Raw genomic sequence first — 14,114 nt, forward strand, 5'->3', positions numbered from 1 at the left:
ATTCCTTGTTATCAAGTTGCTAAACATTCTAGTAACGTTTTTCTCGTCTGCTGCCCTCTTTGGCGAAGTCAGACAATGAATAGACAAAAGGAGCTTTTTTCTCCTTATTCTTCGACAAAGACATTTTTATAATCATAGGCCGCGCCAACACTATGAACGATGAGGCCTTTGATTTTTGGCGACCGTAGATGTGCTTCAGCACTTTGGAAGAGTGGAATAACGCCTAAGTCGTCGTTTAAGATTTTTTCTGCTGCTACCATATTTTCCCAACGAGCTTCTGGATTGTTAGCATTTTCATTGGAGGCTTGTTCGATCAATTGATTGTAGTCATCATTTAGCCACTTTCCACGATTATAGGAACTGTCTTTTTTGAACAATTCCAAAAAGTTGATTGGATCTGCATAATCCCCGATCCAGTTGTTCATGACCATCTCAAAATCGCCGCTATTTGAACGATCCAAGCGCACAGAAAATGGAACGTTTGTGACTTCGACAGTCAGCCCATCCAGTGTTTGCTGCAAGGTACCTTGAATGTATTCTGCCATTTTTTTCGATTGATCGGTATCTGATGTCAACAGTTCAAAAGACAATGTATCGATACCCAGTTCAGCTTTTGCCTTTTCCCAATATTCTTGGGCTTTTTCTTCGTCAAAGGCTAACGTGGTTGCCGCATCCTCGACAAAATCAGCCTTTGTCTCTGGATTAAACGCTAGGTCAGAAGGAACAAAACCGACCGCCGGTAAGGAGCCGTTACCTAAAATATTGTCAACGATTTGTTGTCGATTCATACTATACGAAATGGCTTGGCGCAGATTTGCATTTCGAAAAGGCGAATCTTCTGGTGCTTGATTCATTTCTAAATACTGAGTGGTTGCACTAGGCTGAACAATGTAATCAGGATGATTCACATTCTGCATCGCCAATTCACCGCTTAAAATAATGTCATCGGCTTGTCCGCTTTCGTACAAGTTATAAGCGGTCGATGAGTCTTTCACGACATCAAAGTTAATTGTTTCAAGTTTGACCGAATCAGCATCCCAATAATCGGGATTTTTCGCCAATGTCCATTGGATGTCGGTGCCTGGTCCAGCATAATTGGTCAATAGGAATGGTCCATTGTACGCCGCGTTTTCACTGGTTAAGGCATATTGGTCACCGAACTCTTCTACGACACGCTCGTTTTGCGGGAAGAAAGTTGGAAAAGCCAGTAAAGATAAAAAGTAAGGCGTCGGTTTTTCTAACGTGATTTTCAATTCATGATCATTGACTGCTTCGATCCCTAACTCGCTTTTATCTAGCGTACCATCTGAAATAGCGGCAGCGTTTTTAACGGGTGCCAGCATATAAGCATAATTGGAAGCAGTGGCTGGATCAACGGTGCGTTGCCAGCTAAAAACATAATCAGCTGCAGTAACTGGATCGGCATTGGACCATTTTGCCTCTTCCCGCAGTGAAATGGTGTAAGAAAGCCCATCTTCACTAACTTCAGCGTCTTCGCTTGCACCAGCGATCACAGGAACATTGTTTTCATCTAAGCGATAAAGACCTTCATAGGCGTTGTTTAACGTGATAAAGCTGTAAGAGTCGGTTGCTAAAGAAATATCTGCACTGCCCATCTCTGCCGAAAATTGCACATTGATCACTTGCTCTGCAGAAGAAGCGGCTGATGAATCCGTCTCGTTATCTTCATTGCCATTTTGACAAGCTGCTAAAAATAAGCTGCCTAGTAACACAAGCGATACTGCATATTTGCTACGTTTCCCCATTTTTACTCATCCCCTTCTAACATTCAGATAATTCAAAAAATTCTGTTTGTTGTACCGAGTTTACCGCATGTTTATGCAGCCTGTCAATTTAACACGACCAAAAAATGTAAGAGGTTACATGGTTGTGTCAGAAGCGCTCTTCTGAATGTAAAAAGTAGAAAAGAGCGACTTTATACTGAATATCGTTGAAAGGAGTCGTGCCAAGAAAGCATACAAAAAAGTCCTGATCTTCTAGTAATCAGAACTTTTGATACTTTCTTATACATCATTTCGCAGGTAAAATGGATAAAAAAACTTTCTTAATTTTCCTTCCCTTTCACACAAAAAAAGAAGACATAAATTTCGTCTTCATAGCGCTTTCTCAGAGCCTTCCCACTTTTTTGCCTTTCAACTCAAGGAATAAAAGAAATCTCCTCAGAAAGTAAAAAAAACGTATCTATTTTAAAATGGGAGTGGTACACTAAACAAACGAAGAGTATTGCACGTGAGAAAAGAAAGACTTCCCCAAGTATCCATTTTCTCCAATACTCTTCGGACTCTTCAGTACGTATATTAATTATACGTACTTTTTTCATTTGTTCAAGGCTTTTGAATGATTTAATCAAAAAGTGAAAATCGATAAAAATGTACAAATTCCTTACGCTAATTGACAATGATTCTCAATTAGCGCTATACTAAATGAAATCACTCACAGTCAAAGGAGGAATTTCATGTATATCCGTACCGTCGCATTTGAAGTCATTCCAGAAGGCAAAGACATCTTTCTAGCTAAAATGAAAAAAGATACCGCCTCAATGAAAACATTTGCTGGCTGTCACTCTGCTGAAGCTTGGTTTTCAGAATCAAAAGACAGCCTCGTTTTCCAGTTGGTGTCAAAATGGACTGAGAAAAAAGCATTTCAAGCTTGGTTAAAACGCCCCGAACATCTGCAAAAGCACCGAGAGGCGTATCGAGCAGAAAAGGAAGGAACTGCAAAACCGAGCCTTGTTTTGTCCAAAACAGGTCAAGAATTTGTCTTGATCGATGAAGAGCCTACTCCTAGTTAAACGATACAAGCGATCCACCAAAGCTGATTCCGTTCGCTTTGGTGGATCGCTTTCTTGTTCAGTGTCTTTCTTTTCTATTCCACCGTTCGCTCGTTCAGGGTTCTTCCTTGCTGATCTTTTAATTGAAGCCAGCCATTGGTTCCCCCATAGTAAAGAAACATGCCGACCTCATTGACACTTTTTAATACGACGTCTTCAATCGTTCGTCCCTCTTTGATCGCTGATTGATTCTCTTGCCGTATCTTTTCTGCTAATCGAGCTGAAAAGCCCACCGAGCCGTCTTTGTTCAAAGGAACCTCTTGACGCAAAGTAGCGCCTTTTTCAATTCGAACCTCGTTGCGTTTCTGCCAATAGACCGTTGCTGTACTTCCTTGATAATCCACCATAAAGGGTTCATCTTGTAATTCTTTTGACCATTTATGACGAGGCTTGCCCCCTTTTTTCACCGCTTTCGTTTCCTTTTTGCTGGTAGATACATAACCCAGAAAATCGATCAAGCAATCAAATGGTTCCGCACAAACAGCGACCCCTTGTTGCAGTTCCTGTGGAATCACGATAGGTGCGTTGGAAGCATTGGACAGTTGATATTTCTCTTGATAATAGGCTGCTAAGTATGGCGCCATGATCTCCCAAGGTGGTGTAAGGATCATTAAGCGATCATATTCTTGCTTGTCATCAAATGTTTTCTCATCTGCAACTGATAGTAATTGGCCTTCTTTTATGGCTAAAAGGACGGTATTGTCTTTTGTTTCAATAAGTTTTCCTTTAACAATTTGCAGTTGCCCTGCTTCCTTCGGCAATTCAAAAAGCATCTGTTTGTCATCAATGACCGTTTTTTCTAATTCCATTTCGCTCCCTGCTTTCTGCTAGTTTCTCGCCCATTATAGCATGTATTTTTCTACGCAGCGGTGTCCAAGAATCAAAAAAAGAGGCTGCTTCCAAGAAACAGCCCCTTTGTTAAGGGAATTGGTTTACGTGCATGGCTTCGCTTGATTGGGATTAACCCTTAGCTAGAAAAGCATTCAACCAATGCTGGTTGATAGATCTCGTTGTATTTTGCCACAACTCGTCCACAACGTTCTTCAAGCTCGTCATGATCAGTCTCTTCATAACGGATCACATGCAAAACGGCACAACGTTCCATTTTTCTGACCACTTCTCCGATAACGCGGCTTTCTAAGCCGACTGGTTTACATTCATATGCTTTACCTAATACAATTGTTTCTGCTTCCATAATGCGCTCCTTACTACTCGTTTCTCTAATTGTATTATCATCTTATCATCTAATTCTAATAAAATAAAGCGATATGCATGTCTATTTAAAACAAAAATGAAAAAAGTGCCCATTATTCAATGAACACTTGCTTTGTAAACGTTATATTGTTTTTTGCTAATTATTAAGAAATGACGATTTATTTACGACTCGCTACTAGGATCGCCGCAAATTCTTCAAGATATTTCTGATCGATCGCATCATAGCTGTTCGTTTTGCCACTATCGATATCCAAAACACCAATCAATTGATCATCAGCTATCATAGGAACAACGATTTCAGACATAGCTGCCGAGTCACAAGAGATATAGTTCTCATGTTCTTTGACATTCGGGACGATCAATGTCGTTTGTTTTGCCGCTGACTCTCCACAAACCCCTTTGCCCATAGTGATTCTGGTGCAAGATACTCTTCCTTGGAACGGGCCTAAGATCAGTTCGCCTTCTTCAAACAAATAGTAGCCGGCAAACACCGTATCTTCCAATGTTTCATTTAATAAAGCAGAAGAGTTTGCTAGATTAGCGATCCAATTACTCTCTGCTTCTAGTAATCCTTTTAATTGCAGAAGCATCAATTCATACGCTTCGATTTTTTTATTCATTTTCTCACCTCTGTCCTTGATTATAAGCAAAGACAGAGGATTTGTCTTGTCTAAATTACTGAGTATGGGAAACAATAATGTAAAAAAAGAACTGTTGCCTAAAATAGCCTATCCATCCACTCGTACCAATAGTCAACGCTACTCATGGCATTTCCTTCTCAGTCGTCTTTGAAAACTTACTAGGCATCAATCACAGTAAAGCGGGTGTTTTCATGTTGTACTGTTTCGATCTCATCGATAATTGCCTTAGCTAACGTACCGCTAGATGTCACCGATTGCTTTTGTTCGTTGAATAGTAAGTGATCTTTCCCTAAAATCGCTGGTTTAGCTGGTCCTTCTTGAAAGACATTCCCAGGAGAAATCCCCACCCAAGGGACATTTTTGACTGTTTCTAAAAAGAGATATTCGTCTAGCTGATTTTCTGGAATCGCAATCCAACTTTCGCTTCCTGGTGCTTTTTTCAACTCAGAGAGATTACGTTCCCCCGCTTCATTGAATAAACTGCCGGCTCCTAAGATGAAGAACAAACGAGTGTTTTTTTCTCGAAACAGGTGCACTAATTTTGCTGCCAGATCCACATGCAAGTAAGCTTTGTCAGGACTTGTCGCAAACGCGTCAACAAGCACATCAAAGTCACTGAGCTCTTCTTCTGTGAGAGAAAAAGCATCCTTTGTAAGTGTTTTGACCGTCTCACCAAGTTGTTCTTTGGCCTTCGCTTCATTTCTCACGATAGCAGTCACTTCGTGTCCTCTCTGTACTGCTTCTTGATAAATTGCTGAACCTGCATTCCCTGTTGCGCCAATAATACCGATTTTCATAATGATCATCCTTCCTACTTTTGTTTTTTCAAAATCAGTTGTTACTAATTAAGTTACAACTAGAGTATAAAAGAAACTTTCTTCCCTGTCAAGAATTTGCCTAGCAGGTGAAAGTTCTTTTTTTACAGCCTTCCATGTGACTCTTTTAATGATTGGCTTCTACTTGAATGCCGTCAATGATGGATTGCAGCGAGATAGCGCTCATTTCCTGCTCAATTTTCTTTTGCAGCACATCGTAAGTTTCCTCTAATACCGTCTGGATATTCCCCCCAATCAAGCAATTGGGATTGGTCTTTTTGTCCGCATGCAAAAGATGCTGATCTTTTTCAACACTCGCATAGATGTCCAACAAAGAAATCTCATTTGGTTCCTTCGTTAGTTTAGGGTTTGGTTTTCCTCTTTGGCTTTCGATCAATCCGGCAATACGCAGATCACTCATAATCCGGCGAACATAGGCAGGATTCGTTTCAACACTCTGGGCGATCCGATCACTTGATAGATCAGTTCCTTTAAAGAGGTGGATGTAAGCGAGGATGTGAATGGCGTCGCTGTATTTCGTTGAATATTTCACTTCGTCTCCACTCCTTTTTCTTGTATCATACCTCTTTTTTCAGATTTAGACAAAGGGTACTGACCAATCTTACAAAACTCGAGGATCCCATCAAGAAAAAGCAGCCCTCAAAAAGTTAGCACAAAAGCCTAACTTCTTGAGGGAACTGCATACTGAACCATTTTTTTCCTTTTTATTTAAACGAGCACTTTGCTAATAGCCCTTCATCCAAGCAGACTCAATCTGATTGCCGTCAGGATCAACGATTTCATAGCCGACCATCATGTCCTCTGGAATCCCCATATCAACTTGGAACGACTGTCCACCATTTTCTTCAGCAATTTTCGCAAAATTCTTTGCTTCTTCTGGTGTGTCAAAACTAAACGCGATCAATGCGCCACTCGTCTTCTTTGTATCTGCAATACTTCTACCATTTAGAAATTGTTGGTAAAACGCATGTTCTAATAGCATTAACCAAATCGATTCACTCCAAACCATTCCACTGCTGGTCTCGTTTGAGAACTCTTCATTTTTTACAAACCCCAGCGCTTCATAAAAGGATGTTGCACGTTTGATATCAGTGACAGGCAAGTTAATAAACACCATTTTGTTCGCCATTTTCTTGCTCCCTTTCTTTGGTAAGCTGCACTGCTGAATCCGTTCTCATTATAGCACCTATCGGTTCATTCACAAAAACATCAGTCTTTATCATCTGCTGCTAGTTTGAATAACCTGATCCAAAAAATTTTTTCAAGTAAAAAAGGCCTTGCACGCATAGGCCTTTTAGCTTTTCTCATCTTATGAAAAAGTAACTTGATAAGCATTAGCAAAGAATCATGTTTTCGCTAATACAATCAGCCCAAACTACTTTATTTAATACTCAAAGCTCAAGTCTTGAGTCGATCACGGTTACTTTCCCACGATAAATTTTTCGATACTCTTTGGGCGTATAAGAAGTTGCTTTTTTAAATTTCTTACTAAAATAATTTGGATCATTGAATCCTACTCTAACAGAAATTTCACTGATTGATCGATCACTTGTTGAGAGTTCTTTTTTGGCAACTTCAATGCGATAAATCATCAAGTACAATGAAAAGGTCATTCCTAATGTATTCTTGATCAAACGGCTGGTGTGATACCGACTTAAATGCAGGTGATCTGCTAAAGTGTCTAACGTAATATGTTCTCTATAATTTTCATGAATATAGCGCAATATCTTATGTCTTAAAGAAAGCGAAGGAGAAGCTTCATTGTTTTTCTCGACGTGCAGCAAGGAAATCTGATTGATGGATTGACTCCCTCGGTCCAATGCATAAACAAAATCATTGGTGATCGGTTCGACCAAATAATCGATCAAGTCGTAACGCAACGCTTTTTGAGCGATAGCAAAACTTTCTACTGCAGAATACAAAATTGCTTTTGCATTCGGATAAAAAGAAAGCAACTCTTTGTATAATTCAAAACAGTCCTCTTCGCCATCCGCATTGATCACTGCAATGTCAACCATCTGCTCAAGACAGGTACGCTGAAGTGTTTTTTTCGAATCAATCATTGGAAGCAAGATGACATTTGGGAAATGACGATCAATCAAACGAATCATCTCGCTAACTGCTCTTCGTTCTTCGCTGTCAATGATCAATAAATTACACACGAAATTTTCTCCTTCGCTAAAAATTCATAGTTGGTTTCTCTATTTTCGTTTATTTCTCTTGAAAATCAATGACCATCCGTCCTTTGATTTTTCCTGAAAGCATTTCATCAAAAATATCGTTGATCTCTTCTAACTGACGCATGACTACTTTAGGAACAACTTTTCCTTCCGCCGCAAATTGGAAAGCTTCTGCTAAATCAGTTCGTGTTCCAACAAGGGAACCGACAATCTTAATCCCATCCAATACAAGTCGAGGAATGTTCAAGTCCATGCTTTCTGGTGGGAGACCGACCGCTACAATCGTACCGCCCGCACGAACAGCATCAACAGCAGAATTGAAGGCTGCTTTTGAAACAGCAGTTACTACAGCTGCATGTGCGCCGCCGGTTGCTTCTTGAATGATTTTTGCCGCATCTTCTTTCGCAGGATTGATTACAAGATCAGCGCCATGATCTTTTGCGAAGTCCAACTGTTTGTCGTTGATATCGATTCCAATCACTTTTGCATTAAAGACATTTTTGGCATATTGTAAGGCTAGGTTTCCTAATCCCCCTAAACCATAGATGGCGATCCATTGACCTGGTTTAATGTCAGAAACTTTTACCGCTTTATATGTTGTTACACCTGCACAAGTAATGCTGCTGGCTTCAGCAGAACCTAAGTCCTCTGGAACTTTCACTGCATAGTCAGCTACAACGATACATTCTTCAGCCATACCACCATCTACAGAATAGCCGGCATTTCTAACCGAACGGCATAATGATTCATTCCCGTTCACACAGTATTCGCATGATCCACAGCTTTCATACAACCAAGCGACACTTGCACGGTCACCGATTGCTAGAGAAGTAACATCATCACCGATTGCAACCACTTTACCGATTCCCTCGTGTCCGAGTACGATCCCAGATGCATCTCCAAAGTCGCCATCTTTTACATGCAAGTCAGTATGGCAGACACCGCAACACTCCATTTTCAATAATGCTTCATTCGGACGAAGCGCTCTTAATTCTTTTTCCTCGATTTTTACAACCTTATCTTTTGATACTACAGCTGCTTTCACAAAGACACCTCTTTCAATTCGATTAAATAAAGAACTTCCTTTTATTTGTGAAGTAATTAACTAACAAATAGAGGTCAGCAATAGCTAGATAAAAGAAAGTTCTCTATCGAGAAGATTACCATAGAAATCATCAAAAAAAGGGGAATTTATTGCTTTTTTTCTGTAATCATTTATTAGAAAACAATAATGAAATCATTCAAATTTTTTTCTTTGACTCCAAGTTACATAGAATTAAAAATAAAAAGAGAGAGATAATTTATCTCTATAAATAACAATCGTTTCAATAAAAAACACCAAGACGATCTGATAGAAGACTGAATGAAGCATTGAGGGAAGTTGGATAGAAGTTTCAGAAACGGCAGGCGGTTTGAATGACAAACCGTCTCCAGGCGTCATTTGCGCATGCTCCACTTGAAACATCGTAAGAAACGGCTAACGAATAGAAATAATTATTTTTGTTAGCACTACGTTTGCTCTTGAAGGAAAACCTGAATGGAATTTTTTAGAGAACGTCATTTCTTGATGTGCCTTTTTCTTGACCTAAAGTTAACTTTAACATTTATACTAACAATACTAACTTAAGAAAGAAGGATTTATATGAGAGCAGCAATTTTTGAAAAAGCAGGATTAGTTAAAGTGGAAGAAGTAAAAAAGCCAACTTTGCAAGCAGCCGATGATGTTATTATTAAAGTTGTCCGAGCATGTGTTTGCGGTTCTGATCTTTGGTCGTATGCCCATGGCGATAGTAAAGAACCTCATTCAGTTAATGATGGTCATGAGGCATTAGGCATCGTTGAAGAAATCGGTCCAGACATTACGACTGTAAAACCTGGAGATTTTGTCATCGTCCCCTTCACCCATGGTTGTGGTGAATGTGATGCTTGCCGTGCCGGCTTTGATGGCACATGCGACCGTCATCAAGGTACAACGAATTGGTCTAACGGTTTCCAATCTGAGTATATTAACTTCCATTACGGCAACTGGGCCCTTGTAAAAGTTCCAGGTCAGCCAGCTGATTATACGGAAGGTATGATCAAGTCTCTTTTAACTTTGGCAGATGTTATGCCCACAGGATATCATGCGGCACGTTGTGCACATGTAGAAAAAGGGGATAAAGTCGTCGTGATTGGCGATGGTGCCGTAGGACAATGTGCTGTCATCGCGGCAAAAATGCGTGGGGCTTCCCAAATTATTTTAATGAGCCGTCATAAAGATCGACAAGAAATGGCTCTTCAATCAGGTGCTACAGCTGTTGTGGCTGAGCGTGGTGAAGAGGGAATCGCGAAGGTACGCGAGATCCTTGGCGGAGGCGCGGATGCTGCTCTTGAATGTGTTGGTACAGAAGCTGCCATTACACAAGCCCTTGGTGTATTGCATAATGGTGGTCGTGTAGGTTATGTCGGCGTCCCTCACTATGACAATCGACCAATCGGTTCCACTTTTGCTCAAAACATTTCCATTGCGGGAGGATCTGCATCGGTCACAACATATGATAAGGAAATCCTGTTAAAAGCGGTGCTTGATGGTACTATCAATCCAGGCCGCGTTTTCACCCAAACCTATGATTTAGATGATATCAACCAAGCCTATGCCGATATGCAGGAACGAAAAACGATCAAATCTATGGTTGTTGTTTCAAGGGATGAATAGACAAAGCTAATTAAAAAAAGCTCGTCCTAACAATGGACAGCCTCTCGATAGACAAAGTACTATAACCAGTACTTTGTCTTTTTATCTATGAAGAAAGAAAACACTGTAACAGCCTACCCTTTTTCCCACAATTAATCAATTCTAGAACTTTAAAATGATAGAACATAACGCCAAACAAAAGAAAAAAGCCCTTGAAATCAAGGGCTTTTGCTTCATCTGATAATAAATGATTAACGACGAATTTCTTTGATACGAGCTGCTTTTCCGTGTAATGCACGCAAGTAGTACAATTTTGCACGACGTACTTTACCGTAACGAACAACTTCGATTTGTGCAACACGTGGTGTGTGCAATGGGAAGGTACGTTCAACACCTACACCGTTTGATACTTTACGAACTGTATAAGTTTCGCTGATACCAGCACCGCGGCGTTTGATGACAACACCTTCAAATAACTGAATACGTTCGCGAGTTCCTTCGACAACTTTCGCGTGAACGCGAACAGTGTCCCCAGGACGGAAAGCTGGGATGTCAGTACGTAATTGTTCTTGAGTTAGTTCTTGAATCAATGGATTCATGTTTATCATTCTCCTTATTCCCAAACATTCTTAAAGCATGAAAGCTCCAGCGGAACATCGTAATAGTTGAGTTTACACTCACTGAAATATCTTACCACAGTCGACCACAGGCTGTAAAGAGAATTTTCTTGTCATAGCGCAGAATATCAAAAAAACTGGCACTATTTTAGTTGCCAGTCTTCGCTTCGTCTTCAATTTCTTTTAAAAGCTTCTGCATTTCAGCGGTCAGCGGATAAGTTTCCAGCATATCTGGACGTCGCTGATACGTTCGGCGCAATGATTCTTTTAATTGCCACTGCTCGATCAGTTTATGATTGCCATTCATCAAAACTTCCGGCACTTTCATGCCTTTGAACTCTGCCGGGCGTGTATATTGCGGATGCTCTAATAAACCAGTGGAATGAGAATCAGTTTGTGCGGAGGTTTGATTGCCCAAAACTTCTGGTAATAGCCTGACCGTCGCATCGATCATGACCATTGCCCCCAATTCGCCGCCAGTCAAGACGTAATCCCCCAGTGACACTTCATCAGTGACCAATGAACGGATTCGTTCATCATAGCCTTCATAGTGACCGCAAATAAAAACAAGGTGCTCTTCGGTAGAGAATTCTTCCGCCATCTTTTGATCAAAGGGTTTTCCCGCTGGGTCTAATAGGATCACCCGCTTTTTCGTTTCTGGTGTTGCTTCTTCGATCGCTTTGATATTGTCATAGACAGGTTGGACTTTTAATAACATTCCTGCTCCGCCACCATAAGGATAGTCATCCACTGTTTGATGTTTGTTGTCAGAATAATCACGGAAATTAGAGACGTTGATTTCTAACAGTTCCTTTTCCCGTGCTTTGCCGATGATCGACTCTCCTAGAGGCCCTTCAAACATTCGTGGAAATAGTGTCAGCACATCAATTCTCATCGTCTAACAACCCTTCTGGGATTTCCACAGTGACCTGACCATTTTCAAGATCGATCGTGTGGACAACCGACTCGATATAAGGAATCAAGGCATCCTTCTTCCCTTTTCGCTGTACCACCCAAACATCATTGGCGCCTGGTGAAAGGATCTCTTTGACTTTACCAATGACTGTGCCATCCTCTTCGACGACTTCCAGACCAATAATTTCATGGTAGTAAAACTCATTTTCTGCTAGATCCACCAAATCATCCTTGGTAACTTTTAAAATGCCGTTACGAAACGGTTCAACGTCGTTGATGTTGGGATAGCCCTCAAACGTTAACAAATCAAAATTTTTATGTTTGCGATGACCTGAAACAATCAATGGTAATGGCTCTTTATTTTCACGAAAAAGTGTCAATTCAGCCCCTTTACGGTAGCGTTCTTCTGGAAAATCCGTTTGTGATATCACTCGTACTTCTCCACGGATCCCATGTGTATTGACGATTTTCCCTACGTTTAAATATTCTGTCACGTTCGTTCCCCATTTCTTCTAACTTCTGTTCTATTTTAGCATAGCAAAGTAGCGAATTCTAGCCGTTTCCTAGCGCCCCCTGTTTTCCTCAAAATCATCGCGCGAAAAACACCCCTTCGACGCTTGATCAAAGGGGCAATGTCCTAATCTGAAACTTATTGATTCATTGAAACGGCCATTTCCAATGCGGAACGTGCATCTTGATGTTGCACCGTTCGAAGCATCTTTTCTTGTTGCCAGACCACGGTAGTTGCTGTATGGTCATTTTTTCCCATATCGATAGTGATTTGACCGACCTCAGGTGCTGGAAGCATGGCTTCTTCTAGATACGCTACCACTTCTTTGGCAACCGGCACAGGATCTTGTTCCTCTTGGTTGACTGCTCGAACAGTCAATGACCAATTTCCTTCTTGCCAACTTAAATAACTGGAGCCAGCAGCTCCTTGCATATGCCCAGTAATGCCATATCCGAGATCAACGGCTTGTCCGCCATCATCCGCTGTTACATTGACCGCTGCAGCCGCTTCATCCGCTGATTGATACTCTTTTGATTGAAAAGCAGCAAGCGGTGTTTCCTCGTTCAAAGCCTTGTCATTGAGAGACAATTGCTGATCAAGTCCATAATAAAGAATCGAGGCATCGGATTGACTGCCAGCTGTGGCCGCATTCAACACTTTACCCGAAGCAAGCGGAACGTCCTTTGGCAAGACAAGATCAGGGAATACCGCTTGTATTTGGCTATAGATGTCTGTGGTGCTACTCGTATTTGAAGAATCCTCAGAAACCGCCTGACTAGTCGATGCAGTTGATTGACTGGTTTCTGATTGACTACTTTTTTGTGTTTGGGTACTTTCCACCATAGTCGTTGCTGTTGTTTCAGCTGTACTGGCTTGACTGGTTTCTTGGTCTTTTTGATTAGTACAGCCAGCCAAGGTTCCGATCGTTAGCAGCGTAACAAATAATCCTAGTTCTTTTTTCATGATGTTCCCCTCCTTATACAAAGGATACCCCTCAATAAAAAAAATGACAAACAAGTCAGATTGTCTGTCATTTTTTTGTCGATTTTTTAAAGATTGGTGACCCAATTTTGCAGTGATTGGAAGCCGTCCTTGATCCATTGCCAAACTTGATTGGCGATCGTCGATAGGTCGCCCCAACGAAAGTTTTGTGTCCATTGGTTCAATTGGGTCATGATCTCCTCACGATAGACCCAAATTAAAAAGAGCAACAACAAGATCCCTAGCGTTCGCCAAAGAAAAGAACCGATTTTATAAATAAAGACGAGAATCAAAAGAACGACGATCCATGCGATTAGTTGAGACATACAAGCACCTCCTCATTTTTGATTATCTCAAAACCATCCTTTTTTGTCCTCCATCTTAAGCATGAATTTTACAAAAAAAGCATTTCTCTTTGAGAAATGCTTTACACTCTTGCTTATTTACCATCAATGATATTCAAACGAACTTTTTTCGGTCCATTTGTCCGTACACTGTAAACGATCGTTCGAATTGCTTTGGCAACCCGACCTTGTTTACCGATGATACGACCAATATCTTCTGGTGCCACAGTAAGATTATATTCCAAGAAATCATCTGACTCTACCAGCTCAAGCTTGATATCCTCAGGTTTGGTAACAAGTGGTGAAACGATCGTTAAGACTAATTCTTGCAAATCTTTCATCCAAAGTC

18 protein-coding genes are annotated in these 14,114 nt (G+C 40.8%); 2 read left to right on the forward strand and 16 right to left on the reverse strand.

The window, feature by feature from the left end:
• Positions 1–104 precede the first annotated feature (104 nt).
• On the reverse strand, positions 105–1,766 hold the full coding sequence (locus tag IGJ44_RS11865) for a peptide ABC transporter substrate-binding protein (protein ID WP_430605726.1): 1,662 nt from the start codon (positions 1,764–1,766) through the stop codon (positions 105–107).
• A gap of 710 nt (positions 1,767–2,476) precedes the next feature.
• On the opposite strand from IGJ44_RS11865, the gene IGJ44_RS11870 reads away from it, so the two are divergent.
• A complete protein-coding gene (locus IGJ44_RS11870) occupies positions 2,477–2,812 on the forward strand; it encodes an antibiotic biosynthesis monooxygenase family protein (RefSeq protein ID WP_074536028.1) in 336 nt (111 codons plus the stop codon).
• 74 nt (positions 2,813–2,886) lie between these two features.
• Here the strand turns inward: IGJ44_RS11870 and IGJ44_RS11875 are convergent, their stop codons facing one another.
• The 9 genes from IGJ44_RS11875 to IGJ44_RS11915 all read right to left on the reverse strand — a co-directional run bounded on the left by IGJ44_RS11875 (position 2,887) and on the right by IGJ44_RS11915 (position 9,164).
• Positions 2,887–3,660: a hypothetical protein gene (locus tag IGJ44_RS11875; RefSeq protein WP_074536030.1), complete on the reverse strand. Its 774-nt coding sequence runs from the start codon at positions 3,658–3,660 to the stop codon at positions 2,887–2,889.
• Between the two features lie 158 nt (positions 3,661–3,818).
• A complete protein-coding gene (locus IGJ44_RS11880) occupies positions 3,819–4,046 on the reverse strand; it encodes a hypothetical protein (RefSeq protein WP_005229082.1) in 228 nt (75 codons plus the stop codon).
• Between the two features lie 178 nt (positions 4,047–4,224).
• Positions 4,225–4,686, reverse strand: a complete 462-nt coding sequence (locus IGJ44_RS11885) for a GAF domain-containing protein (protein ID WP_074536031.1) — start codon at positions 4,684–4,686, stop codon at positions 4,225–4,227.
• Between the two features lie 179 nt (positions 4,687–4,865).
• Positions 4,866–5,513, reverse strand: coding sequence for an NAD(P)H-binding protein (locus IGJ44_RS11890; RefSeq protein WP_005229078.1), 648 nt, complete (start codon positions 5,511–5,513; stop codon positions 4,866–4,868).
• Positions 5,514–5,649: 136 nt separating this feature from the next.
• Complete coding sequence (locus IGJ44_RS11895; protein ID WP_010749722.1) at positions 5,650–6,075, reverse strand: Rrf2 family transcriptional regulator; 426 nt, start codon at positions 6,073–6,075, stop codon at positions 5,650–5,652.
• A 192-nt stretch (positions 6,076–6,267) separates the two neighbouring features.
• On the reverse strand, positions 6,268–6,672 hold the full coding sequence (locus IGJ44_RS11900; RefSeq protein WP_005229066.1) for a VOC family protein: 405 nt from the start codon (positions 6,670–6,672) through the stop codon (positions 6,268–6,270).
• A gap of 262 nt (positions 6,673–6,934) precedes the next feature.
• Positions 6,935–7,654: a helix-turn-helix domain-containing protein gene (locus IGJ44_RS11905; RefSeq protein ID WP_175445288.1), complete on the reverse strand. Its 720-nt coding sequence runs from the start codon at positions 7,652–7,654 to the stop codon at positions 6,935–6,937.
• Positions 7,655–7,754: 100 nt separating this feature from the next.
• Positions 7,755–8,768, reverse strand: a complete 1,014-nt coding sequence (gene adhP / locus IGJ44_RS11910; RefSeq protein ID WP_005229064.1) for an alcohol dehydrogenase AdhP — start codon at positions 8,766–8,768, stop codon at positions 7,755–7,757.
• 231 nt (positions 8,769–8,999) lie between these two features.
• Positions 9,000–9,164, reverse strand: coding sequence for a hypothetical protein (locus tag IGJ44_RS11915; RefSeq protein ID WP_270267248.1), 165 nt, complete (start codon positions 9,162–9,164; stop codon positions 9,000–9,002).
• Between the two features lie 201 nt (positions 9,165–9,365).
• Here IGJ44_RS11915 and IGJ44_RS11920 point away from each other — a divergent pair, with 201 nt between their 5' ends.
• Complete coding sequence (locus IGJ44_RS11920) at positions 9,366–10,418, forward strand: zinc-binding dehydrogenase (protein ID WP_074536033.1); 1,053 nt, start codon at positions 9,366–9,368, stop codon at positions 10,416–10,418.
• Positions 10,419–10,648: 230 nt separating this feature from the next.
• Here the strand turns inward: IGJ44_RS11920 and rplS are convergent, their stop codons facing one another.
• The 6 genes from rplS to IGJ44_RS11950 form a co-directional block, all read right to left on the reverse strand.
• Entirely contained in the window at positions 10,649–10,996 is a 348-nt protein-coding gene (gene rplS / locus IGJ44_RS11925) for a 50S ribosomal protein L19 (protein WP_002357176.1), read from the reverse strand.
• A gap of 166 nt (positions 10,997–11,162) precedes the next feature.
• Complete coding sequence (gene trmD, locus IGJ44_RS11930; protein WP_074536035.1) at positions 11,163–11,909, reverse strand: tRNA (guanosine(37)-N1)-methyltransferase TrmD; 747 nt, start codon at positions 11,907–11,909, stop codon at positions 11,163–11,165.
• Complete coding sequence (gene rimM / locus IGJ44_RS11935) at positions 11,899–12,423, reverse strand: ribosome maturation factor RimM (protein WP_005228921.1); 525 nt, start codon at positions 12,421–12,423, stop codon at positions 11,899–11,901. The genes trmD and rimM overlap by 11 nt, the downstream gene beginning before the upstream one ends.
• 155 nt (positions 12,424–12,578) lie before the next feature.
• Positions 12,579–13,403, reverse strand: a complete 825-nt coding sequence (locus IGJ44_RS11940) for a hypothetical protein (protein ID WP_167826981.1) — start codon at positions 13,401–13,403, stop codon at positions 12,579–12,581.
• A gap of 86 nt (positions 13,404–13,489) precedes the next feature.
• On the reverse strand, positions 13,490–13,747 hold the full coding sequence (locus tag IGJ44_RS11945) for a hypothetical protein (protein ID WP_005228919.1): 258 nt from the start codon (positions 13,745–13,747) through the stop codon (positions 13,490–13,492).
• Between the two features lie 113 nt (positions 13,748–13,860).
• Positions 13,861–14,106, reverse strand: a complete 246-nt coding sequence (locus IGJ44_RS11950; RefSeq protein ID WP_005228918.1) for a KH domain-containing protein — start codon at positions 14,104–14,106, stop codon at positions 13,861–13,863.
• Between the last annotated feature and the right edge of the window lie 8 nt (positions 14,107–14,114).

The organism is Enterococcus sp. DIV1368d, assembly GCF_050542975.1.
GTDB classification, from domain to species: domain Bacteria; phylum Bacillota; class Bacilli; order Lactobacillales; family Enterococcaceae; genus Enterococcus_D; species Enterococcus_D casseliflavus.